Below are 23,445 nucleotides of genomic sequence, written 5' to 3' on the forward strand. Positions count from 1 at the left end.
CAAGTTAGACCAAGCCAACCAAGTCGCAACCAATCAACTGGAACAAGCGGTGGTACCTACACAGTTCAAGCAGGCGACTACTATTACAAGATCGCTAATAAGTATGGTGTAACAGTTGATGCCTTGAAGAAAGCTAACAATGCCACCTCCAACTTCTTGCAAGTAGGTGACAAGTTGGTGATCCCAGGTGTTACAAGCCAGGTTAGACCAAGCCAGCCAAGCCGCAACCAATCAGCCGGAGCAAGCGGTGGCACTTACACAGTCCAAGCAGGCGACTACTACTACAAGATCGCTAACAAGTACGGAGTCACTGTTGACGCCTTGAAGAAGGCCAACAATGCCACCTCTAATTTCCTCCAAATTGGCGACAAACTGGTTATCCCTAAACGTTAAGAAGCAATTAGATAAGAATAAAGCGAGCCGGAAAATTCCAGCTCGCTTTTTTGATTAGAAGAGGCGTTCTTGAATATGGTGAGTGACGTCATTAGTCTCCAAGGCGTGGGCGGCGTGAATTTTTTCTTGGTCGACGGTCCACTCTTCTGGATCCAGTGACTGGATCTGGTGGAGGAGTTCCCGTGGGAAGTAGAGACGGTCGTCTCCTTTCTCCTGGCCAGTCAGGGAGTTTACGATAGTAGAAACTTGTGACAGTTCAACCACTTGACCACGCTTAGTGATTAGATCTATCTGGGTTCTTGAGTTTTTATGATTAGGGCGGTAGAAGTCGTAAGGTAAGTCAAAACTAGTATTTTCCCCAAAATAATAATTAGGATCTAAGCCACTACTGTACAGCTCTTGTTGAAGAGAGGTGACGAGTTCTTGGCGTTCGCTCTGACTAGTTAAGAGTGATTTGAAAGGCTTGCGGTTCAAGAATCGATAAGCCAGGTCTCTTAAAATCTTATCTGGACTATCTAACCAAGTATTGAAGTAGGTATTCATGACATGGTCATCCAGGCGCAAGTAATCCTCTAATTGCCACTGGTCTTGGAAGAAGGGTTCGAGCAGTTGGCTGGATGAAGTCATCTGGCCAGCTTCATAGACCTTACGACCTCGCTTCATCAGACTGCGTAAGACTTCCTCCATTCCTCTTGAGACGGGGTGGAAGTAGACTTGCATATACATTTGATAACGGCTTACAATGTAGTCTTCTATCGCATGCATGCCCGAATAATCAAAGATAATCCGTCCCTTATAAGGCCGAATCACCCGAATGATGCGGGTGAGGTCGTATGTTCCGTAGGAGACACCGGCATAGTAGGCGTCACGTAAGAGATAGTCCATGCGGTCAGCGTCAATCTGACTGGATATCAATTGTACGACTTGTTGGTTACTGTATGTTTTATTGATCACTGAAGCGACTTTGTCAGGGAAGTCCTCCCCCATCTGACATAAGACACGGTTAACCTCGGTCTCAGGACTCGTGATAATGGCTTGTGTGAGTGCTTCGTGGTCAGTATTGAAGATACTCTCAAATGTATGTGAGAAGGGACCATGACCAATATCATGGAGCAGGGCGGCGCAGAGGGCAATGAGACGTTCAGAATCATCCCATAGACCATCACCGGCTTCTTGAGTGGGGTAATTACGGACAAAATTATTAATAATGCGTCGGGTAATCTCATAGACCCCTAGTGAATGATTGAAGCGGGAATGCTCAGCCCCATGGAAGGTATAGGAAGTGGTTCCCAATTGTTTGATTCGACGCAGGCGCTGGAATTCACGGGTATCAATCAGTTCGATTATGATTCGGTCACGAATATGTATATAGTCATGGACTGGATCGCGAAAGACCTTCTCGCGCGGAAGGGTTTGTTCTTGATAAGAAGATAATTGAGTAACCATAGTCTACCTCCTAACGGTATGATTAAAGCCCTTGACGCTTTTGGTGTTGGGCTTGTACTTGCTGATAGATCTCACTTAATTCAGGATTTACGAAGGACATAGGGTGGTGGATTTGCTCGTTGGGAAAGACTGCCAACATATCCGCTTGGAACTGGTCTAGGGAATAGTCAAAGGCGAGTAGTTGGTCAATGCTAGTCATCACTTGAGGGCGGATTCTAGGATAATCAGGACCCGCTTGGGCCACTTGATAGAAGTCGTGTATCAGTTGGCTGCGTTGGTCTTGATCACCTCGGACACTGAGGTAAGCTGCTGTTGTGACGCCGTCTCTGAAGCGACGTTGGGCAATGCCACCGATTTTCTGGCCGCCTACAACTAGGTCGAATTTACCAGGGCAATAAGAATCAGGGATCTCATAGGCTTCTACCTTTAGCTGATGTTTAGCTAGGGCTGTCCCCACCCAATCTACCATAACTTGATAAGCTTCATCGATAGAGAGTTTAGCCTGGTTTTGGTCCCAGACCATACTGACATTCATCACCCCAGGGTCACAGACGACGGCTAGACCGCCGTGGGGCCGAATGAAGGTCTGGTATCCAGCTTGATGTAAGAAATCCAGGCCGGCCTGTAAGTCAGGCAGACGCTTATCCTTGGCTCCTAAGAGGATGGTCGGCTGGTCGATGGGGTACCAATGAATGAGTCCGTAAGAGCGAGTGTCACTTGCTTGCTCGTTAAGAAGCGGAAGCCAGCGAATAAAGGCATCCTGGTAGAGCAAGGGACTCTGGCTATCTAAGTGGTCGGGATTCAATTGGTCATCAAACGATAGCCAGTGATAATCGTGGGTGAAGCGAGTGAGTCTTGGATTCATAAGGCGTCCTTTCTGTCAAGTGGTCTTGCCTTGATTATAGCAAATTATTGCTTATAATACTTATACAAGACGAATGAAGGTGAGAAATATGCAAAGAAATAAAGTCCAAGCTCAAGTTCGCCAAGAAATTAACTATCAGGGACGCGATGAGCGGGACCTATTTGAATTAGAGACAGAAGCGGTCTTAACCGAGTTGACTCACTACTCCAAGCTCAGTTACCAGGACCAAGAAGGTCAACTTGTCGAAGTGAAGTGGTATCCTAGTGGTTCCCCTTTGGCTAATCGGGTAGACATTAATAGTGGTCAAGGTTTAATGTGTTTCGATTTGTCTCAGACTTTTCAACGGGACTACTTGACGCCAGCAGGTCCTCTACCCTTAGAATTTAGGGCTCAATCCTTGGCTTGGGAGCTTGATGAGGCCCATAATCGCCTCCATATCCAGTATCAAATTCTGAGCCAGGAAGAGCTATTAGGAAATTATGATTATGAATTGATATTTTATTCTTAAATCGTTAAAATAGATAAGACTATGAGGAAGGAAGTGTCTCCATGGAATTAAAGCAATTTGAGGGCGAACGCATTGAAGAATTATCAATGATCGAAGTTGCCTATGCAATCCTACAAGAAACCGGGGATGTCTATGACTTTACCCACCTATTAGAAGAAGTACAAGCCTACTTAAATCTATCCGAAGAAGAACTGGAATCACGGATGGTGCGTCTGTATACAGATATTAATATCGATGGCCGATTCATTTCTCTAGGAGAGAATCGTTGGGGCCTAAGAGCTTGGTATCCCATCGATTCGATCGATGAAGAAATCGTTAGCTCCATTGACGATGAAGACCTACCGCGTCGTCGCCGTCGTAAGAAGCAAAGCAAGTTGAATGCCTTCGATGATGGAGATATGATCAATTATAATGAAGATGATCCTGAAGATATTGATGATATCTATGACGAGGACTACGATGAAGAAGACGACGAAGATGATGACGACGATTTCTTAGATATTGATCCGACTGATGATCCTGAAGATGAGCCTGCAGCAGATGAAGAATTAGAAGTCTATGCTTCAGACTTGGATGAGTTGGGTGAAGAGGAATTGGACGAAATCGACGGCGCTGGATTCGAAGACGACGATGATGAAGATTATGACGACTTCGATGACGAAGAAGAGGAAGAATTAGATCCAGAAGCCTAAGCATACTAAGTAAGAGTCAGCAAGTTGTACTTGCTGGCTTTTTTGATGATCAGGGTCCAAGGGGTTTTTGGTTATCCTAAAATTGGGAACGCATACATCCATGCATTTGGATAGAAACCCTGGTCAAAAGCAGTCATTTACAGTATAATCAATGTGTAATAACAAATCTATTAAGGGGGAATATTAATGGGTCGTTTAGTTAATATGACACAAATGTTACAAAAGGCAAAAGAAGGTCAGTATGCTGTTGGTCAATTCAACATCAACAACTTAGAATGGACACAAGCTGTTCTTCAAGCTGCTCAAGAAAATAACTCACCAATCATCTTAGGAGTTTCTGAAGGTGCTGGTAAATATATGGGTGGACCTAAAGTCGTTGTAGCAATGGTTAATGCCCTATTAGAAACAATGGACATTACAGTGCCAGTTGCTCTACATTTAGACCATGGTTCTTCATTCGAAAAATGTAAAGAAGCAATTGACGCTGGTTACTCTTCAGTTATGATCGACGGTTCTCATGATCCAATCGATGATAACATTGAATTAACTAAGAAGGTTGTTGCTTATGCTCACCCACGTGGTGCTTCAGTTGAAGCTGAAGTTGGTACTGTTGGGGGAGAAGAAGACGGTGTAATTGGTGGTATCCAATACGCAGACTTAGAAGAATGTAAACGTATGGTTGAAGAAGCTGGCGTTGACGCTCTAGCTGCAGCACTAGGTTCCGTTCACGGTACTTATGACGGTGAGCCTAAGTTAGGTTTCGACGAAATGCTTGCTATTTCTGAAGCAACTGGTGCTCCACTTGTTCTTCACGGAGGTTCTGGTATCCCTGAACACCAAATCAAAAAAGCAATCGAACGTGGTCACGCTAAAATCAACGTTAACACTGAATTGCAACAACAATGGACAGCTGCTGTTCGTGAAAAATTAAACACTGACGACAAAGTTTATGACCCACGTAAGGTAATCGCGCCAGGTAAGGACGCTATTGTTAAGATTACCAAAGAAACAATGGACATCTTTGGCTCAACTGGCAAAGCTTAATCCATTGAGTGTACCCGTGAACCAGGTGCTTCGTGCACCTGGTTTTTGTCTGTTTGAGAGAGGATGATTCAAAAGATGGATCGGATCCAAGAAATTAGGGAGGCCATCATGGCCGACCCTGATAATCAAATCTTCACGGACCAGGGGTGGGAGCCCATCTTCCAAGCGCCCAGCCAAGCTCGGGTCGTTATTATCGGTCAGGCCCCTGGAATTCGAACCCAAGAAGCGGGTCGCTGCTTTGATGATGCGAGTGGGGACCGCCTAAGAGAGTGGCTGGGGATTAGCCGTGAAGATTTCTATCACAGTGGTCAAATAGCGGTCCTCCCCTTGGACTTCTACTTTCCAGGGAAGGCTAAGACAGGGGATTTGCCACCGCGCAAGGGCTTTGCTTCGAAGTGGCATCCGCTGATCTTGGCCAAGTTGGATCAAGTACAGTTGATTATTCTAGCAGGTGCCCACGCTCAGGCGCAGTATCTAGCTGATAAACGTTACAAAAACTTAACCCAAACGGTCTACCACTATCAAGACTATTTGCCTGACTTCTTTCCCATTCCCCATCCATCCCCATTAAATGGCCGTTGGTTGAAGAAGAATCCTTGGTTTGAAGACCAGGTCTTGCCGGATTTAGTGGATTGCTTTCAAGCTGCTTTGAAAGTTTGACAAATGAGAAATCCCCTGGTAATATATGAGATATATATTAGAAAATAATGAAAGCAATGAAGAGAAGAGTAGACTCGATGAATCCAACTAGAGACCCTGTGTTGGTGGAAGCAGGGGGATGATTCGGTTGAAGATGAACTCGGAGCATTTAACGGAGTGCAAGCTCCAATAACGGTCGCACCCGATAACGTGCCAACGTTGATTGACGTTATGAGGTATTAATTGAGAGATTAATACGAAGATGGGTGGTAACACGGTATAAATCGTCCCTAGTCGGCTTTTGGCTGACTAGGGATTTTTTTGTTGAAGTAGAAGGAGGATTAACATGCCAATTAAGATAGCTAGAGACTTACCCGTTAAGGTAGCTCTAGAGCGAGAGCGGGTCGTAACGATTGATGAGATTAGAGCCCGTAAACAAGATATTCGCCCCCTGAAGATAGCCATCTTGAATCTCATGCCCAAAAAGCAGGACACAGAACTGCAAATGTTGCGTCTACTAGGCAATACGCCCCTGCAAATTGAAGTGGACTTGCTGTATACGGCGTCTCATGAGAGTAGCCACACGGCCTTTAGCCATCTCGATCAGTTCTATAAGACTTTTGATCAAGTCAAGGAAGACCAATACGATGGGCTTATTATTACGGGTGCACCGGTTGAAAAACTTGAATTTGATGATGTGAATTATATTGATGAGTTGGATCAAATTTTTGATTGGGCTCAGGAGAATGTTTATTCTCGCTTCTATATCTGTTGGGGAGCTCAGTATGCGATGAAGCGCCTCTATAATATTGACAAGCAATTGCTCGACCAGAAGCTATTTGGTGTCTACCCATATCGCAATCGTCAACCCTTGCATCCCTTAGTTAGGGGCTTTGATGAGGTCTACCGGGTACCCCAGTCGCGTCATACGACCCTAGCTCAAGAAGAGATAGAGCAAGTTGAAGACCTCTTAATACTGACTAGCCATCCAGAATATGGTCCTGATATAGTAGCCAGCAAGGGGCAGCGTGACTTCTTTATCTTTGGTCACTTGGAATATGACCGCCAGACGCTGAAGGCGGAGTATGACCGGGACCGCAGTCAGGGACTGGCTATAGATGTGCCGGTCAACTATTATCCTGATGACGACCCTAGCCAGGAACCTCTATTTGATTGGCGTAGTCATGCCTTTCTCTTATATAACAACTGGATCAATTTAACTTATCAAGATACTTTCTATGATTTGAAGACATTAATTAAAGGAGCAGACCAATGAAACACTACCACTTTGACACGCAATTAGCCCAGTTAGGCAATCGTAAGGATCCAGAATTGGGTTCCATCTCTTCACCGATCCATCTCTCAACGACTTATGCCCACCCTGGCATGGGTCAATCAACGGGCTATGATTATACGCGTACCAAGAACCCTACCCGTAACACCTTGGAAGAAGGCTTAGCCCGCATGGAAAATGGCAGCCACGCAGTAGCCACCAGTTCGGGGATGAGTGCTATCCAACTGGTCTTTCAATTATTTGAACCAGGAGCCAAAATTATTGCCTCAAGAGACCTATATGGCGGGAGTTACCGCTATTTCCAATGGTTGGAAGATCAGGGTCAGGCGACTTTTTACTATTTTGATACTGAAGAAGACTTTGAGGAATTAATCTCTGATGAGATCACAGCAGCCTTTATTGAAACGCCGACGAACCCCTTGATGCAGGTGGTCGATATTGAGCGCTTGGCCAAGTTGACTCAAGCTCATGATGTGTGTCTTATCGTAGACAATACCTTATTGACCCCGGTACGTCAGAAGCCCCTGGACTTGGGAGCTCAGATTGTTGTTCACTCCGGCACTAAGTTCCTAACGGGCCACAATGATATTCTAGCTGGTGTAGTGGTGACCAATGTGGAAGCTTATGGAGAACGCTTGGTCTGGTTGGCTAATACGACAGGGCCCTGTTTGTCACCCTTTGATTCGTGGTTGTTTATTCGTAGCTTGAAGACCCTACCCTTAAGATTTGAACGTCAAGAGGCGACGACCCTTTACCTTGTTGAACAATTAAAGCAACTTGAAGAAGTTAAGGAAGTTCTCTATGCTGGTGTTGGGGCCATGTTAAGTATCAAATTAACGAGTGAAGCGAAGGTTACCAGCTTCTTGGAGGCGATCCAACTCTTTACTTATGCAGAAAGTTTGGGCGGAGTTGAAAGTCTTATTACCTACCCAACCACCCAAACTCATGCTGATATCCCTCAAGAATTAAGAGAGTCTTACGGACTGACTCCGGATTTGGTTCGTATTTCTGTGGGCTTAGAGGATCCAGAGGACTTGTTGGAAGACTTGAAGCAAGCCTTGAAAGCTTAGGAGGATCAGATGACGATACAAGAATTTGTAGATAAATATTATGTAGACCGGAAAGGAACCCGGTCTTTAAAGTGGGACCTATTGGAAGAACGCTTTGGCGATCCTGACTTATTACCCTTGTGGGTAGCGGATATGGATTTCAAGGTGGCTGATTCGATTACTCAAGCCTTAAGTGAACGGGTTAGCCATGGCGTCTACGGTTATACCTTCCCCGGAGAACCCTACTATCAGGCTTATAATCAGTGGATGCAAGATCACTTTGGCCTTGAAGTGGATCCCGAATGGATGCGGTATGCAGGCGGTGTCGTTCAAGCGATTTATTATTATATCCACGCTTTCACGGAACCTGACCAGGCTATTCTTATCCAAACGCCCGTTTATTATCCATTCCATAATGCAGTCAAGGATACGGGTCGGCAATTGGTGACCGTTGACCTTAAGAACAAGGGTGGCGAATTTACCATTGACTTCCAAGCCTTTGAGCAAGCTATTATTGACAAGCAAGTGCGCTTATATATTCACTGCTCACCCCATAATCCTGTTGGACGGGTTTGGACCCATGAAGAACAGGAACAAGTCTTTGAGATTTGTGCTCGTCATGATGTTTTGATTATTTCAGATGAGATTCACCAAGACTTCATCTTCCATGGTGAGCAAGTCTGCGCTTATCAAGTAGCAGCTGGTAAGTACCGCGACCGAATCTTACTGGTCAATTCTGCTACCAAGAGCTTTAACTTGGCGGGCTTGACCCATTGCACGATGTTGATTGCTGATGCCCAACTGCGCCAGACCTATGATGACTACGCCCGTACCATTGTCCAGACTGAAGCTAACATCATGGGACTTGTTGCTACTCAAGCCGCCTATGAAGGAGGTCAAGAGTGGCTGGATGCAGTCAAAGAAGTGATCTACTTCAACTATCAATTATTGAAGCGGGAGCTAACAGAAGCGGATGATCGCATTATTGTGTCTCCATTGGAGGGAACCTACTTGAGCTTGGTGGACTTGAGACAAGTCGTTGACCCGTCTGATATCCAGCACTTTATTCAAGACCAATGTGGCTTGGCCATTGATTATGGGGAATGGTTTGGTGAAGGATACCAAGGCTTCATTCGAATCAACTTAGCAACTAAGCCTGAATGGATTCACCAAGCCTGCCAACGATTAATCCAAGCCTTAAGCCAAGACCAGTGAAGTTGAATGAAATTAGAGGCTGTCAGATAAGTCCAAACCACCTCTAATAACACAAATAAATCGTTAGGATTTGTATCTTTTGTTCATTAATAAAAATAGGTAGATTGGTAATAGCAAAGAAAAGTAAACAATCACTCAGCAGTAGTCTTAGGATAATTGGCCCATATCTCTCCCTTATGCGCTTTAGCGCTTAGGGAGAGGAGCTAACGCACAAGAAGCTCTATGTAGCCAATTAATGCTGGGACTGTTGTTGCTTTAGCAACTTACAGCCCCAGTATGCAACGCACCGGAAGAGCCGTGGCTCTGAAGGCGATCCACTACAGCTGAGTGATTGTATGCTTTTCGAAGCTTTAATCATAATTATTGTAACTTATCTTACAGTCTCTTTTATTATTGAAAGGCTAGACTTTTGTAAATGGGACCAGTATGATAAAATCAAGAATGTATAAGTTAGACGAAGGATATAAGAATAGAAGGAGGCGCTATGGCTTTAGAGTTATCACAGGATATACTGACTTCACTGTTAGACCATCAGCAGTATTTATTGTTGGATCAATTGTTAGCTTCAGATTATTCTCCCTCTTCTAAACCTCGCCAACTTCTCCAACTGGCTCAAGCGATTATCAATGTTGATTTAACCGGTCAAGAAGTTCTTGCTGAATCCTTGGGCTACTCCTATCTTTTACAGACTGCCAAGCTCGAAAGACGAGCTTATTGTTATTTTCATAATATGAACGGTCAGATCAAACGGCAAGAGTTCGCTGATTACTTCCGTGGATTAACGCCGATGCTGGTAGATGTACTCAGATTAGTTGTTGAAGCGACTTTTCTTCCCAATTTGGATCATTACTTAAGGCCGGTCATTAAGAATAATAGCCAAGATAAGCCGATTTACCGAGGCATCCAATGGGATCAAGAAGCGATTCAAGAGGATGGCCAGCTAATTGAGCGAACTTGGCGCCGCTATTATGGGTTGCGCTTCAATTATGATCATTATTTGAGTTCCAGTCATTTGCTTAAACTCATTGATGATCATTGCCAGGACCAAGAAATTCGTCATGCAGCCACCGCCATGCGCCAAATCGAAAAGCATGTCCGTAATTTAGTGGCTCATGAAGTGGTCTATGTAGATCGAGAATGGGTGAAGGACCGATCGGGTCATTCAATCAGTCAAATTCATCGCCTATTGGTTCATTTGATGCACTTAGCAGATTTGAAGGATCAAGGGCATTGGGAAATCTTAGAAACCATACACACTGCTTTTATCGAAGAAATTTCAGGAATACTCAATAAGGAGAAATAAGAGATGAAGAAATTAGTCATTCACGGTGGTAAGCCACTCAAGGGAGAAATCAATATCAATGGAGCCAAGAATTCGATTGTTGCTTTAATTCCAGCGGCAATTTTAGCTAATTCTCCAGTGGTCCTAGAAGGGGTACCAGAAATTCAAGATGTCTATTCTCTTTTAGAGATTTTGGCAGACTTCAATGTGGCGACAGACTTTAGAGATAATGTTTTGACCATCGATCCTACTCACATGGCTTCTATCCCAATGCCACATGGTAAGATTCAAAGCCTACGTGCCTCTTATTATTTTATGGGGGCTCTCCTATCCAAGTTTGGAGAAGGTGTGATTGGCTTACCTGGAGGATGTTTTTTAGGTCCGCGTCCGATTGACCAACATTTAAAGGCCTTTGACGCCTTGGGTGCCCAAGTTGATGACGAGTTTGGTGTGGTTAGCTTGACGACTCCTAACGGCCTTCATGGTAGTCGCATCTATATGGACGTAGTCTCAGTGGGGGCAACTATTAACGCTATTCTAGCTTCAGTGCGTGCTCAAGGGCGGACAGTCATCGAGAATGCAGCCCTAGAACCAGAGATTATTGACCTAGTGACCCTTCTCAATAAGATGGGAGCTAATATTCGTGGGGCAGGAACCAATGTGATTCGGATTGAAGGAGTCGATGAACTTAAGGGTGTCACCCACAGCATCATCCCTGACCGGATTGAAGCCGGAACCTATATTAGTGCCGCAGTTGCTATGGGGCAAGGCGTGAAGATCAATAATGTGATCTATGAACACGTGGAGAGCTTTATCGCTAAATTAGACGAGATGGGTGCCCGCCTTGAGATTGGTGAGGATTATATCTACGTTCATCCTTCACCTGAATTAGAGATGATCAATATCAAGACCCTGCCTTATCCTGGCTTTGCGACCGACTTACAACAACCGATTACGCCACTCTTGACCAAGGCTAAAGGAACGGGGACGATTACTGATACGATCTACCCACAACGGGTCAACCATATTCCGGAATTAAATCGAATGGGTGCTTCTATTAAGGTGGATGGAGATATCATCCGTCTCCAAGGAGAAAGTAAATTATCCGGTGCGCCTGTGAAGGCCAGTGACCTACGAGCAGGTGCTTGCTTGGTTATTGCCGGCTTGATGGCAGAAGGTGAGACTGTTATTACAGGTGTAGATAACATCTTGCGTGGTTACGCTAATATCGTGTCGAAGTTACAAGCCGTGGGTGCCGATATTGAAATGATTGAGGAAGATTAGAGAGAAGGATTTAGATGGCCAATGCATTTGACTTGGAGACATTGCTCAACAAGGAAGTCAAGGAATTATATGCTTACGCCCGTGAATTAAAGATTGCCAATTATAGTGAATTAAGTAAGAAAGAATTAGCCCTAGCCGTCAAGCGGACCCAAGAAGAGAAAAAGGGCTTCTTCCAAGTTGAAGGCGTCCTAGACCTACCACCAGGTGATGAGGCTTATGGCTTCTTGCGGCCGATTAACTATTCACCCAGCCAGGAAGATGTCTATATTTCCAACTCCCAAATTCGCCGTTTTCAATTGCGTCGGGGGGACTTGATCGCTGGTCCGGCAAGGCCAGCTAAGGATGGGGAACGCTATAATGGCCTTATGCAGATTACAGCAGTCAATGGTCAAGACCCTGAAGAAGCAAAGGGACGCGACCACTTCCCAGGCTTGACTCCCCTTTATCCGGATCGTCCGATTAAGTTAGAGTATCAAGCAAATAAGATTGCTAATCGCCTGGTGGATGTCATTAGTCCAGTTGGCTTCGGTCAACGGGGGCTAATTGTGGCTCCGCCTAAGGCAGGTAAGACAACGGTTATCAAGGATATTGCCAATGGGATTTCTCATAATTATCCGGATACGGACTTATTGATTCTCTTAATTGATGAACGTCCAGAAGAAGTAACGGATATCGAACGGAGCGTGGATGGCGAAGTGATCGCTTCGACTTTCGACCAGGAGCCGACCAATCATGTTCGTATTGCTGACTTGGTCTTGAACCGGGCCATGCGTCTCGTTGAGAGTGGTCGGGATGTGGTTATTCTCTTAGATAGTATCACCCGTTTGGCGCGTGCCTATAACTTGGTCGTTAAGCCAAGTGGCCGAACCTTGAGTGGGGGCTTGGATCCAGCGGCCTTTTATTTCCCTAAGAAGTTCTTTGGTGCGGCGCGTAATATCGAAGATGGAGGATCCTTGACGATCTTGGCAACGGCACTTGTTGATACAGGAAGTCGCATGGACGAGATGATCTATGAAGAGTTCAAGGGTACAGGTAATATGGAGCTTCATTTATCGAGACAGTTAGCTGAACGGCGAGTCTTTCCAGCTATTGATATCAAGCGTTCTAGTACACGCAAGGAAGAACTGCTACTGGATTCACAGACGCTGGATACTATCTGGAATATGCGCAAGATGATCTCAGGCGACGGCTTGCAATATACTGAGCAACTGATCCACCTGATGAAGAATACGGATAACAATCAAGAGTTTATCCTACAACTAGATAAATTATTACAAAACTAAGAAGGAGGCCAAAATGGCTAAGCAGACCAAAACCAATGTGATGCGCGTCTTGGACCAGCATAAGATTTCTTATCAAGCCCACCAATGGGTGCGAAACAATGAAATTGATAGCCCGGCCCCTATCTATAAGACCCTGGTAACCGTCGGTAAGTCAGGTGATCATTATGTCTTTCTGGTACCGGTGGACCATGAGTTAGATCTAAAGAAGGCTGCTCAAGCGGTAGATGAGAAGAATATCCATATGATCAAGGAAAAGGAACTCTTATCCCTGACTGGTTATGTTCATGGTGGTTGCTCACCGATTGGCATGAAGAAGCACTTTGTAACGACCATCGATCAATCGGCCCAGGATCAAGAGCGAATTATTTTCAGTGCGGGTAAGGTGGGTTGGTCTGTTGAATTAGATCCTAAGGACTTAGACCAAGTTTTAGCTTTTACTTATCAAGATGTCAGTACCGATGAGTAGAGAAAGGAGTTAGACGATGGCTGATTTTGAGTTTAATGTTGAAGAAGCCTATGCAGAGTTGTCGACTAATGCTAAAGGTTGGAGCAAGCAGTTGACCAAGGTATCTTGGAATGGCCGTCCGGGTAAATATGATATTCGTGATTGGGCCCCTGATTATTCCAAGATGGGTAAGGGCGTGACCTTTACACCAGAGGAATTAAAAGTATTAAGAGATACCCTGAATAAGATGGATTTAGATTAGTATAGCGATAAGCCCGAAGAATTTCTTCGGGCTTATCGCTTAGAAGGAAGGTGAATCATGCTCATTAGTCAGATTTTAAATGGATTGTTGGCCCTTTTCGCGCTTCTTGGAGGAATTGACGCTGCCTTGGGTAATCGTTGGGGCTTGGGTGACCGGTTCAAGGAAGGCTTCCAAGCGATTGGCTCTATCGGTCTGGGAATGATCGGGATGATTTGTTTGGCCCCCGTCTTGGCTGACTTTCTATCTCCTTACCTATCGCCGCTCTTTCAAGCGATTGGAGCGGACCCGGCCATGTTGGGTTCTTTTCTTGCCATTGATATGGGTGGCTTCCCCTTGGCTCAAGAACTAGGCCAAAGTTCAGCTGGGGTGAATTTTTCAGGTATTATTATGAGTTCGATGTTTGGCTGTACGCTAGTTTATGCGCTACCTGTGGGCTTTAACTTGGTGGCTGAGGAAGATTATCCCTTGTTTGCCCGGGGGATTATTGCGGGCTTGATTGCGATACCGCTGGGTGGCTTAGTGGGTGGCTTGGTGGCTGGATACGACTGGAGCTTTATCTTACCTAATTTGTTGCCAACTTCGCTTCTGTCCTTGTTGCTAATTCTTGGGTTCTTGAAGATTCCTGAACGTTTAGTTTCTTGGACCTTAAATTTTGCCAAAGGCTTGAATGCGGTGATTTATCTGGGGTTAGCTCTGGCTGCGGCCCAGCACCTATCGGGCTATACCTTACTTTCAGGTATGGGGGCCTTGGATGAAGCCATCCTAACCGTCGGCTCGATCGGGGTAACCTTGCTAGGAGCTTATCCTCTAGTAGACTTGTTGACCCGCCTGCTTGATCAGCCGCTTCACTGGGTGGGTAACCAGCTAGGGATAAGTAGTCAGGCTTCAGCGGGCTTCTTGGTCAACCTGGTGAATTGCGTACCCGTCTTCGACCAGAGCAAGGAGATGGATAGCCGGGGGAAGGTGATGAACTTTGCCTTTATTGTGCCAGCTACTTCTGTATTTGGGGCCCATTTAGCTTACACGAATTCAGTGGCCGAGGAAGTTTTACCAGCGATGATCCTAGCTAAGCTAAGTGCCGGGCTTCTAGCAGTTCTTCTTGCTTATCTCTTCACGGGAGACTTGACGGAGGAAGCAGCTTGAACCTCCATCTAGAAATGGCTTCAGCTAAGCATCAGCCCGGCTTGTTAGACTTATTGGCTTACTTGATGCAAGCACCTGAACACCAAGAGAAGACCAAGGAAGATCAGGCAGTGATGTTGAAGGTTTGGTTGGACTGGTTACAGGATTTAGACCAGAGCCCTTCCTCCCAAGAAGTTGAGCCATTGTATTATGTGGCTGTCAACCAAGACCAGGATTTAATCGGTTTGGTCATTATTCGCCGGCAACTAGCTGACCCAATAAGCGATGTGAGAGGCCATATCGGTTATGTCTTGCATCCGCGGTACCGAGGCCAAGGCTTAGCCAATCAATTACTAATTCAAGCCATTGGCCAAGCTAGGATATTAGGAATGTCTGAATTAATTCTAACAGCTGATTCAACCAACACTGCTTCTAATCAGGTCATCATCAATCAAGGAGGCTCCTGGTTTGAATCAAGAATCGATCCAGAATCGGGTCACTACATTCACTATTACCGCATATAAGAGAGGAAACCTCACTATAAAAAGACACCAATCTGTCGCCTTATCACGAACTGACCCCCTAAAGTTGGATTTTATGGGTCCAACTTTAGGGGGTCAGTTCATTAGGGACCACGGGTAGGTGCCTTTGTTATGTGGGCTAGTTAAGCGCGCTTGATGAGGTCTTGGAAGAGGGCCAAGTGCTTAGAATCTTGCTGATAGAGGTCTTCTGGATGCCATTGAACGGCAAGAACTTGGGGATTTTCACCCGCTGTGGATTCAAGGGCTTCAATTAAGCCATCACTAGAATAGGCGCTGGCTCTAAGGCCTGAGCCTAATTGGTTAATAGCTTGGTGGTGGAGTGAGTTGACAGCCAATTGATCAGTCTGGCAGATTTCTTCTAAATAGGATCCTTTTGTTACTTGAACTTTGTGGATAGGATACCACATGGAGGAGTCTTGGCTATGTTTGACTTGAACTTGCGGATTCAAGGACAGGTCTTGATAGAGACTCCCACCCAAAACACTGTTAATTATCTGCAGGCCTCGGCAAATGCCAAGAATCGGTTTACCTAGAGCTAGAATTTCATGGATCAACTTGGCTTCTGCTTGGTCTCGTTCCGGTTCAGTGGCAGTTAGCTTATAATGGGCTTCTTGTTGGTAGAGACTAGGTGAGACATCAGAACCTCCTGATAGGATCAGACCGTCAATGAGCTGGGCATAGTCAGCCATTACATCATCGGGAGCCACAGGTACTAGTAGAGGAATCCCTCCTGCTTGGATAACAGCCTGGGAGATAGCCCGAGGAACGTAGTCCATTAAGTAAGGGTCCGGATAACCGTCACTAGGATGAAAGTCAAAGCCTAAGGTGATACCAATTGTTTTCTTCATAAGATGCCTTCTTTCTTAGGAATAGCTTCTACTAATAATGTGATAAAATAAATATGCTATTATCTTACTAAATATGAGTTAAATGTAAATAGTTCTTTCGTTAAATATTGACTGATCAGACAAGGAGGCTACTGATGAATAAACAACAACTTGAATCCTTTCTAACGATCGTAGAAATCGGCAGCATTAGCCGGGCATCCGAGGTCCTCTATATTAGCCAGTCGACCCTTTCAGATCGCCTCAAGTCCTTAGAACAAGAGCTAGGTTTCACCCTTATTAACCGTGGGCCTGGAATCAAGCAAATTGAACTCACGGATCGAGGAACCGAATTCCTTGACTATACCAATCGCTTTCTCGCCTTGGACCGAGAAATTCAAGAGTGGCGCTTGAATGACCACCAACAAAGTATCCGGGTCGGAGCTCCGGCTAGTGTGAACTCTTATTTCCTGAGAGGCTTTTATCAAGACTTGTTGATTGACCGTCAACACTTGCAATTGGAGATTAGTGCCCATTGGAATCGTACCATCTATTCGATGGTTAACTTGGCTGAACTGGATTTCGGGATTGTCTCCCGGCCCTATCATTCACAAAATATCGAAACCATTCCCTTGATGCGGGAGCCGGTGGTTTTTGCTTATGATCGACGTTATTCGGATTACCAGAACTTGGATCAGTTAGCAGTGAGGGATCAGATTTCCATCGAATGGGGGCCAGCCTACCAGTTATGGGCAGAGAATTATTGGAACTTGGATGAGCAACCACGCGTTCGTTTGGATTCTCCGGAATTGTTAATGGCCTATTTAGAGTCTAAGAATGCTTGGGCCAGTATGCCTCTATGTATTTGGCAGGCTCTCAATCAAACTAACCCCCATGTCCAACAAATTGTGAGCCACCACCACCCTTACCGTGAACTATTCTTAATCTATCATCAATCCGCTTATGCGGGTGGTCAACAAGCTTACCAAGACTTTAGGCATGACTTATACCGCTTTATTCTAGCCTGCGACCAAAAAGACTTGTGTCAAAGTCTCTTATCAGATGTCGTTCAGGAATGAAATCAGGCTGTTCAGGAGGGATTCAGTCCACAATCTTTTTCCTGTGGTAAGATGGGTTTAGATTAAGAGAGAGGAAGTATCACCATGACTCGCTATAAATTTAAATTCTTATTTCGTCTGCCGATGCTGATGGCAACCTGCCTCGTGGCTACTAGCCTGGCAGCTGAGCCTAATTCTGGGGTATTAGCTGAGGAGAGCGCTTCTATTTCCAGTGAAGCTCAAGTGAGTTCAGCAGACCAGTCGCTCATTGACTTGGAAGCATTAGCTCAAGTGGCTAATTATCCGGAACTGATCTTACAAATGGATAGCCAGCGTCTCGCCTTAGACTTGTCGCCTAGTGACTATGTTGCTTCTTATTACTGTGTTCAAGAGGAAGGTCTAGTGGCGGAGACAGAGGAATTACCAAGTCTTCCTGAGCAAAATGATTTTTTCCAAGCGATCAAGCAAGTAAAGAATGCCTATATTGACCTCTACGAAAAAGACGGCCAAGCCTATGCGGTGCTGGTTCAACCGGCCTTTGCGAATGATTTGAACACCTTCTACTTGGATGAAGACCAGATGACCAGTTATCAATTTGCCAAGCAATCGGCCAAGAAGCTAGAAAGAGAACTCGAAACGAATGGTTGGACTCGGGTACCGATAGAAATTATTCGTCAGGTGGAAGACCAGATTGCAGCCTCAAACCTTGAAGCGGAGACAGCTGAGTCCTCTTACCAGGAACCTGCATATTCAGAGCCTATCTATCAGGAACCGGTTTATCCAGAGCCTAGTTACCAGGAACCCGTCTATGAAGAACCGGCCTACACTGAGCCAACTTATGTCGATCCTGGATACACAGAGCCTGTGGCTCCTGAACCAGCACCAGCTCCACTGCCTGCTCAACAAAGTGAACCTGACAAAAAAATCTATCATAGCATGGGTAAGAAACCCATCCTCTATTTCTACCCTGAAGAAGAAACGGAAGTTCATGCCCAGTTAGACATTAAGCCTGAGAAATTCGTGGCCACTTATCCAGCTTATCCAAGTGATGGTTGGCGAGTAGTGGCTCAACCAGATGGAACATTAACAGATCCCAAGACCCAGCTAGAGTATTCTTACTTGTTCTGGGAAGCGGATCTAGATGCTGACTATGACCTGTCTAAGGGTTACGTGGTTAAGGGGGAAGATACGGCTCAATTCTTACAAACTACCTTGTCTAAGATGGGCTTAACTCCTAGGGAATACAATGAATTCATCGTTTATTGGTTACCATTAATGCAAGATAATCCTTATAACTTGATCACCTTCCAAGATGACGCCTACACGCAAGCGGCACCCTTAAAGGTCACCCCTGAACCTGATAGCCTCTTACGGGTCTTCATGGTTTATCAAGCCTTAGAAGAGCCGATCGAAGTGGACGAACCAGAAATTAAGCCATTTGAACGTCAAGGCTTTACGGTGGTTGAATGGGGCGGCAGTGAAATCCCAAGGGACTAATAAGTTGTTACATTTTGCCTGAAATTCATCGATAAAGTCTTTGCATTCTCTAACGAGTCATGGTATTATTCTATTGTTGCATTTCATGCATGAATAACTGTGTTCCAGCCTATGGTTCACGGCAGAAAGGAAGTATAAATATGAAACAAGGAATCCATCCAGATTACCATCAAGTTGTATTTAGAGACACTTCTACCGGCTTCGAATTTCTATCAGGTTCTACTAGAACTTCTGAAGAAACAGTTGAATGGAAAGACGGAAATACTTATCCACTAATTCGTGTGGAAATTTCTTCTGACTCTCACCCATTCTACACTGGTAAACAGAAATTCAACCAAGCCGACGGACGTGTGGACCGTTTCAACAAGAAATACGGCTTCTCAAACAACTAATCCGTTATCTAGCAAGACCAAGACTAGCTTTCAACAAGCTAGTCTTTTTTTGTTGTCAACTTTTCTTCTAAGAGGTCTACAAGATCAGACAAGTCGTTGTAGGTATGGAAGCTAGGTAAGCCGGCTATTTCTCCGAATTCTTGGACAGCTCGACCGGAGACGGCCAAACTAGCTGGTGTTCTTAATGCCTCCAAGTCTGAAGCTTCCTTTAAGGTGATAATACGAGGGAGGGTCAAACTTTTACCGCCTTCAATGATTACCCAATCCGTATCAAATTGATCCAGTAAGAAGTCCAAATCGATAGAACGAGGATAGGTCAAGCTCGTTTCATTGGGTGTGTATGTGGCAACCAAACTAGCACCTGCCTGGAGGTGACGGCCGGTGTCACTTGTCGGTGAATGTAAGGAGAAGCTATGGTCGGGATGATGGGACTGCATTGATTTAATAACTCCTACCGAATGGCCCCTTTTTTTGAGTTCGGGGACAAGTTGAGCGACCAGCTCGCTTTTACCAGAATTTGAATAACCGGTGACTGTGAAAATTCTTTTTATTTGCTTCATTAGTATCACTCCTAGTTGAAAATCATTCAAATTGTCGTTAAGATGGAAGAAATAGTTCGGAAATCGCTTACTAGTTGAGCGATAAAATTTATGAATAAAAATTATATAAATATCTATATAAAATTTTGTGAAAAAGTAGACATGTATTGGCTTACATTATATAATAAATGCGGATGATGAGAAAGGATGATGCGGAATGCCTGCTATTGATCGGCTTCACCCAGACCAAGCGATTGAGCGTCTCTTGGGATTAGAAGATAATCGCCATACAGAGATCCTAGCGCTGGACCAAGCGGTGGGACGGATTGTTGCAGAAACGATTCAAGCCAGCTTGCCTGTCCCTCCCTTTGATAAGAGTCCTTATGATGGTTATGCCTTTAGAGGCGAGGATACTCAAGGAGCTAGTTCTAATCAGCCGGTAAGCTTAGATGTGATCGGTGAGATTGCTGCTGGTCAGTTGGCTAATTATGAACTTCAACCCGGTCAAGCGGTTAAGATACTAACGGGAGGGCCCGTTCCAGCAACTGCTAATGTCTGCTATAAATTCGAAAAGACCCGTCGTCAAGGGGATCAGGTTCTGATCTACGAACCTGTAGCCCCTCATAAAGATATTATTCCCGCTGGAGAAGACATACAAGCGGGTGACCTTCTGGTTCAAGAGGGTGATCCTTTAACTGTGGGCCGACTCGGCGTACTAGCCAGCCAGGGCTACCGCGAGGTCAAGGTTTACCGTAAACCAGTGGTCGGTTTATTTTCCACTGGTGATGAATTGGTGCCCACCGGACAAGCACTGCCAGCTGGAAAAATTTATGAAACAACACGCTTATCACTGGGTGCTATCTTGACTAATTTAGGATTTGAAGTCAAAGATTATGGGATTGTAGCGGATGATTTGGAGGCGATTAGTCGCCGGACAGGTCAAGTGATCTCGCAAGTAGACTTATTGATCACCACTGGCGGGGCTTCCGTAGGGGATTATGATTATGCCTATTCAGCCATTGAGTCCTTGGGTGGGCAAATTTTGTTTTGGAAGACTGCCATGAAGCCCGGTGGCTCCATGCTGGCTTCTCGCCTGCAAAACAAAACGGTCCTCAATTTATCAGGTAATCCTGCTGCTGCGATCTTAGCTTTTTACCGAGTCTGTCTGCCGTACTTATACCGTCTCACGGGTCGTAAAGACTATTATCCTGAGAAGATTCCCATGATCTTGGCTCATGACTTTAATAAGCCTAGTCCTGGCGTGCGTCTCTTGAGGGGCCAGATGCAGTTTCAGGAAGGTCGTCTTTATTTTCAAGAGAGTCCAGCCCAAGGTAACGGTGTCTTATCATCCTTTGCAAGGTGCGATGCCTTGCTTGAAATACCAGCTGGATCCTCAGGTGTCAAGGCAGGAACCCTATTGACGGGTTACCGTTGTGACCATTTATTTGGGCCCATTGCTAGATAGGAGTTAGAAATGTATCAAGTAGCCATCTTAACGATTAGTGACCGATCATCAAGCGGTCAGCGGGAAGACTTATCCGGTCCAGAAATTGAGTCAATCATGACTCAAGCTGGTTATGCTATCTGGGATAAGCAGCTCGTAGCTGATGATTTAGATCAGATTGCCAGCCAATTAACTCGTTGGTCTGATCAGGGGGAAGTGGCTTTAATCTTAACGACGGGTGGAACAGGCTTTAGTCCTCGTGATGTCACTCCGGAAGCAACCCAGAAAGTCCTCCACAAGGAGACCCCAGGGATTAGTGAGTATTTGAGGCAGGAATCAAGCCAATACACTAAGCGAGCCTACTTGTCACGGGCTAGGTCAGGTATTCGCAACCAATGTCTCATCGTTAATCTACCAGGAAGTCCCAAGGCGATTCGCGAGAACTTGGAAGCCCTCCTGGTAATCTTAGACCATGCCTTGGCCACCTTGCGGGGTCCGGTTGCTGACTCAAGTCACCAAGGTTAACCGAGAAAGGAGTTTGATTTGCAAGCAATTAAACGACAACGCCAGCGACTGCGATGGTTGCTGATAGTAATGGTTCTCATAACCTTTCTGGCGGCTCTAGCTTCGGTTCATTTTGGCCGTTATGGCATTAGTATTAGTGAGCTGTGGCGGGCGTTAATTGCCCAGTTGTCAGGTCGGAGTCAAGATATTCCCCAGCAAATTTATTTGGTCTTGTGGAATATTCGCCTGCCTCGTATTCTAGCTAGCATCTTAGTAGGTAGTGGCTTGGCTTTATCAGGAGCGGCCTTTCAAGCTCTTTTTGAGAATCCGATGGCTTCCCCTAATGTTCTGGGAGTTAATCATGGTGCCTCTCTTGGAGCGGCCTTAGCTATCTTGCTCTACTTGCCTAATGCTTGGGTGGTTCTGGCGGCCTTTGTCTTGGGTCTCATCTCTGTGGGCTTGACTTATTGGTTGAGTGGCCGTTTTGCCTTACAGCGGACCTTGGCCTTGGTCTTGACGGGGATGATGATTGGCTCTCTCTTTCAAGCGGGTGTCTCTTATATTAAGTTAGTAGCAGATGAAGAGAATGCCTTGCCGGAGATTACTTATTGGTTGATGGGCTCTCTTTCTGCGATTAATTGGTCTAAGCTACAATTAGTCGTCTTACCATTTGCGATTGGTTTTTTGGTCTTATTTTACCATCGTTCTTATTTAAACTATTTGACCTTGGGAGAGGACAAGGCCCAGACCTTGGGGATTCATTTGGGTCGCTTACGGTTTTGGGTGGTGATTGGAGCTACGCTTTTGAGCGCTTCAAGTGTCGCCATCAGTGGTGTCATTGGTTGGGTTGGCTTGATCATCCCCCATATTTGCCGTCAAATTGTGGGATCAGATTACCGTTACCTGCTCTTTGCTTCTGCATTTATGGGAGCGGCCTTCTTGAGTGTCGTCGATACCTTAGCTAGAACCTTGACCTTAACTGAGATTCCGATTGGAATTCTGACAGCTGTGATTGGGGCGCCGGTCTTCTTTCTTCTATTAATGAAGGGAGGCATGCGAGATGGTCATTAGTATTCAAGACCTTAGTTATGCTTATGGATCTAAGCCAGTTCTTCAAGACTTAAATGTCTCCATCCAGGAAGGTGAATTTACGGCTATCTTGGGTATTAATGGGGCGGGGAAGACAACCTTGTTTCGTTGTCTCCTAGGCCTTATCCAACCACAAAAAGGGACCATTAAACTGATGGGAAACTCCCTCTCTAAATTATCATTAAGTGAGGTGGCTGAATTAGTTGCCTATGTTCCCCAAGAACAAGTGGTTAGTTTCAACCATCTCGTGATCGATTGGGTGGAAATGGGAGCAGGTCCTAACCCTGGTCCGAAAGTGACGGAGAAAGCCTTGGCTTGCTTAGCTCAACTGGGTATTGAAGACTTAGCCCTTAAGGGTTATCTAGACCTATCGGGCGGGCAACGCCAACTTGTACGGCTGGCCCAAGGATTGATGCAGGAGACACCGATCCTGATCTTGGATGAGCCAACCAATAACTTGGATTATGGTAACCAGCTCAAGATTTTAGCCCAGTGCCAAGGCTTGACCCGTCAAGGCTACACCATTGTGATGACCAGTCATAACCCTCAGGACGTTCTCTATTTTTGTGACCGGGCCCTAATCATACAAGAAGGACGTATCCAGGCCCAAGGGCCGGCTCGGCAAGTTTTGAGTTCCAGTGTCTTATCCGATTTGTATGATGTTGAAGTTGATTTGATTCAAGAGTCAGCGGCGGATCCGCCATTGATTCTACCGAAATTAAAGGAGTTATAA

26 protein-coding genes and 1 other annotated feature are annotated in these 23,445 nt (G+C 45.4%); of the genes, 22 read left to right on the top strand and 4 right to left on the bottom strand.

The window, feature by feature from the left end:
- Nucleotides 1-393: LysM peptidoglycan-binding domain-containing protein (locus T408_RS0110090; RefSeq protein ID WP_028119788.1), on the top strand; the 393-nt coding region annotated here is incomplete at its 5' end.
- Between the two features lie 54 nt (nt 394-447).
- Here the strand turns inward: T408_RS0110090 and T408_RS0110095 are convergent.
- Nucleotides 448-1,839, bottom strand: a complete 1,392-nt coding sequence (locus T408_RS0110095) for an HD domain-containing protein (RefSeq protein WP_028119789.1) — start codon at nt 1,837-1,839, stop codon at nt 448-450.
- A gap of 22 nt (nt 1,840-1,861) precedes the next feature.
- Nucleotides 1,862-2,704 (bottom strand): lipoate--protein ligase family protein, encoded by an 843-nt coding sequence (locus T408_RS0110100; protein ID WP_028119790.1) that lies wholly within the window; start codon nt 2,702-2,704, stop codon nt 1,862-1,864.
- A gap of 88 nt (nt 2,705-2,792) precedes the next feature.
- On the opposite strand from T408_RS0110100, the gene T408_RS0110105 reads away from it, so the two are divergent.
- The 14 genes from T408_RS0110105 to T408_RS0110170 all read left to right on the top strand — a co-directional run bounded on the left by T408_RS0110105 (nt 2,793) and on the right by T408_RS0110170 (nt 15,347).
- Complete coding sequence (locus T408_RS0110105; RefSeq protein ID WP_028119791.1) at nt 2,793-3,212, top strand: DUF1934 domain-containing protein; 420 nt, start codon at nt 2,793-2,795, stop codon at nt 3,210-3,212.
- 41 nt (nt 3,213-3,253) lie between these two features.
- Nucleotides 3,254-3,904, top strand: coding sequence for a DNA-directed RNA polymerase subunit delta (gene rpoE, locus T408_RS0110110; RefSeq protein ID WP_028119792.1), 651 nt, complete (start codon nt 3,254-3,256; stop codon nt 3,902-3,904).
- Nucleotides 3,905-4,090: 186 nt separating this feature from the next.
- Entirely contained in the window at nt 4,091-4,948 is an 858-nt protein-coding gene (gene fba, locus T408_RS0110115) for a class II fructose-1,6-bisphosphate aldolase (RefSeq protein ID WP_028119793.1), read from the top strand.
- Between the two features lie 75 nt (nt 4,949-5,023).
- The gene (locus tag T408_RS0110120; protein WP_028119794.1) at nt 5,024-5,608 is read left to right on the top strand and encodes a uracil-DNA glycosylase family protein; all 585 of its coding nucleotides are present in this window, start codon (nt 5,024-5,026) and stop codon (nt 5,606-5,608) included.
- A gap of 47 nt (nt 5,609-5,655) precedes the next feature.
- Nucleotides 5,656-5,882 (top strand) — a binding site (T-box leader).
- Between the two features lie 51 nt (nt 5,883-5,933).
- Nucleotides 5,934-6,863, top strand: coding sequence for a homoserine O-succinyltransferase (locus T408_RS0110125; RefSeq protein ID WP_028119795.1), 930 nt, complete (start codon nt 5,934-5,936; stop codon nt 6,861-6,863).
- Complete coding sequence (locus tag T408_RS0110130) at nt 6,860-7,951, top strand: aminotransferase class I/II-fold pyridoxal phosphate-dependent enzyme (RefSeq protein ID WP_028119796.1); 1,092 nt, start codon at nt 6,860-6,862, stop codon at nt 7,949-7,951. Before T408_RS0110125 ends, T408_RS0110130 begins: the two co-directional genes overlap by 4 nt.
- Before the next feature lie 9 nt (nt 7,952-7,960).
- A complete protein-coding gene (locus T408_RS0110135; RefSeq protein ID WP_028119797.1) occupies nt 7,961-9,145 on the top strand; it encodes a MalY/PatB family protein in 1,185 nt (394 codons plus the stop codon).
- Between the two features lie 484 nt (nt 9,146-9,629).
- Nucleotides 9,630-10,448, top strand: a complete 819-nt coding sequence (locus T408_RS0110140) for a hypothetical protein (RefSeq protein WP_028119798.1) — start codon at nt 9,630-9,632, stop codon at nt 10,446-10,448.
- A 3-nt stretch (nt 10,449-10,451) separates the two neighbouring features.
- Entirely contained in the window at nt 10,452-11,711 is a 1,260-nt protein-coding gene (locus tag T408_RS0110145) for a UDP-N-acetylglucosamine 1-carboxyvinyltransferase (RefSeq protein WP_028119799.1), read from the top strand.
- A gap of 14 nt (nt 11,712-11,725) precedes the next feature.
- Complete coding sequence (rho, locus tag T408_RS0110150; protein ID WP_028119800.1) at nt 11,726-12,994, top strand: transcription termination factor Rho; 1,269 nt, start codon at nt 11,726-11,728, stop codon at nt 12,992-12,994.
- 13 nt (nt 12,995-13,007) lie between these two features.
- On the top strand, nt 13,008-13,460 hold the full coding sequence (locus T408_RS0110155) for an aminoacyl-tRNA deacylase (protein ID WP_028119801.1): 453 nt from the start codon (nt 13,008-13,010) through the stop codon (nt 13,458-13,460).
- A 16-nt stretch (nt 13,461-13,476) separates the two neighbouring features.
- Nucleotides 13,477-13,701, top strand: coding sequence for a YdbC family protein (locus T408_RS0110160; RefSeq protein ID WP_028119802.1), 225 nt, complete (start codon nt 13,477-13,479; stop codon nt 13,699-13,701).
- Between the two features lie 57 nt (nt 13,702-13,758).
- Nucleotides 13,759-14,844 (top strand): ethanolamine utilization protein EutH, encoded by a 1,086-nt coding sequence (locus T408_RS0110165; RefSeq protein WP_028119803.1) that lies wholly within the window; start codon nt 13,759-13,761, stop codon nt 14,842-14,844.
- On the top strand, nt 14,841-15,347 hold the full coding sequence (locus tag T408_RS0110170; protein ID WP_028119804.1) for a GNAT family N-acetyltransferase: 507 nt from the start codon (nt 14,841-14,843) through the stop codon (nt 15,345-15,347). The genes T408_RS0110165 and T408_RS0110170 overlap by 4 nt, the downstream gene beginning before the upstream one ends.
- 140 nt (nt 15,348-15,487) lie before the next feature.
- Here the strand turns inward: T408_RS0110170 and T408_RS0110175 are convergent, their stop codons facing one another.
- Nucleotides 15,488-16,213: a gamma-glutamyl-gamma-aminobutyrate hydrolase family protein gene (locus tag T408_RS0110175; RefSeq protein WP_028119805.1), complete on the bottom strand. Its 726-nt coding sequence runs from the start codon at nt 16,211-16,213 to the stop codon at nt 15,488-15,490.
- 134 nt (nt 16,214-16,347) lie between these two features.
- Here T408_RS0110175 and T408_RS0110180 point away from each other — a divergent pair, with 134 nt between their 5' ends.
- The 3 genes from T408_RS0110180 (at nt 16,348) to T408_RS0110190 (ending at nt 19,136) form a co-directional block, all read left to right on the top strand.
- Nucleotides 16,348-17,268 (top strand): LysR family transcriptional regulator, encoded by a 921-nt coding sequence (locus tag T408_RS0110180; RefSeq protein ID WP_028119806.1) that lies wholly within the window; start codon nt 16,348-16,350, stop codon nt 17,266-17,268.
- A gap of 84 nt (nt 17,269-17,352) precedes the next feature.
- Nucleotides 17,353-18,744 carry a hypothetical protein gene (locus T408_RS12180; protein ID WP_211230846.1) on the top strand — a complete coding sequence of 464 codons (1,392 nt, stop codon included), beginning with the start codon at nt 17,353-17,355 and terminating at the stop codon, nt 18,742-18,744.
- 140 nt (nt 18,745-18,884) lie between these two features.
- Nucleotides 18,885-19,136: a type B 50S ribosomal protein L31 gene (locus tag T408_RS0110190; RefSeq protein ID WP_028119807.1), complete on the top strand. Its 252-nt coding sequence runs from the start codon at nt 18,885-18,887 to the stop codon at nt 19,134-19,136.
- A 38-nt stretch (nt 19,137-19,174) separates the two neighbouring features.
- Here the strand turns inward: T408_RS0110190 and mobB are convergent, their stop codons facing one another.
- Nucleotides 19,175-19,696, bottom strand: coding sequence for a molybdopterin-guanine dinucleotide biosynthesis protein B (mobB, locus tag T408_RS0110195; protein ID WP_028119808.1), 522 nt, complete (start codon nt 19,694-19,696; stop codon nt 19,175-19,177).
- 196 nt (nt 19,697-19,892) lie between these two features.
- Between mobB and T408_RS11560 the strand changes: the two genes are divergently transcribed.
- The 4 genes from T408_RS11560 to T408_RS11565 are packed head-to-tail and all read left to right on the top strand — an operon-like array spanning nt 19,893 to nt 23,445.
- On the top strand, nt 19,893-21,140 hold the full coding sequence (locus tag T408_RS11560; protein ID WP_051444896.1) for a molybdopterin molybdotransferase MoeA: 1,248 nt from the start codon (nt 19,893-19,895) through the stop codon (nt 21,138-21,140).
- Nucleotides 21,141-21,149: 9 nt separating this feature from the next.
- Nucleotides 21,150-21,644 (top strand): MogA/MoaB family molybdenum cofactor biosynthesis protein, encoded by a 495-nt coding sequence (locus tag T408_RS0110205; protein WP_028119809.1) that lies wholly within the window; start codon nt 21,150-21,152, stop codon nt 21,642-21,644.
- Nucleotides 21,645-21,662: 18 nt separating this feature from the next.
- Nucleotides 21,663-22,694 carry a FecCD family ABC transporter permease gene (locus T408_RS0110210; protein WP_157060811.1) on the top strand — a complete coding sequence of 344 codons (1,032 nt, stop codon included), beginning with the start codon at nt 21,663-21,665 and terminating at the stop codon, nt 22,692-22,694.
- Nucleotides 22,684-23,445 carry an ABC transporter ATP-binding protein gene (locus T408_RS11565; protein WP_035420645.1) on the top strand — a complete coding sequence of 254 codons (762 nt, stop codon included), beginning with the start codon at nt 22,684-22,686 and terminating at the stop codon, nt 23,443-23,445. The genes T408_RS0110210 and T408_RS11565 overlap by 11 nt, the downstream gene beginning before the upstream one ends.

This window comes from Hutsoniella sourekii ATCC 700629 (assembly GCF_000518205.1).
Lineage (GTDB): Bacteria > Bacillota > Bacilli > Lactobacillales > Aerococcaceae > Hutsoniella > Hutsoniella sourekii.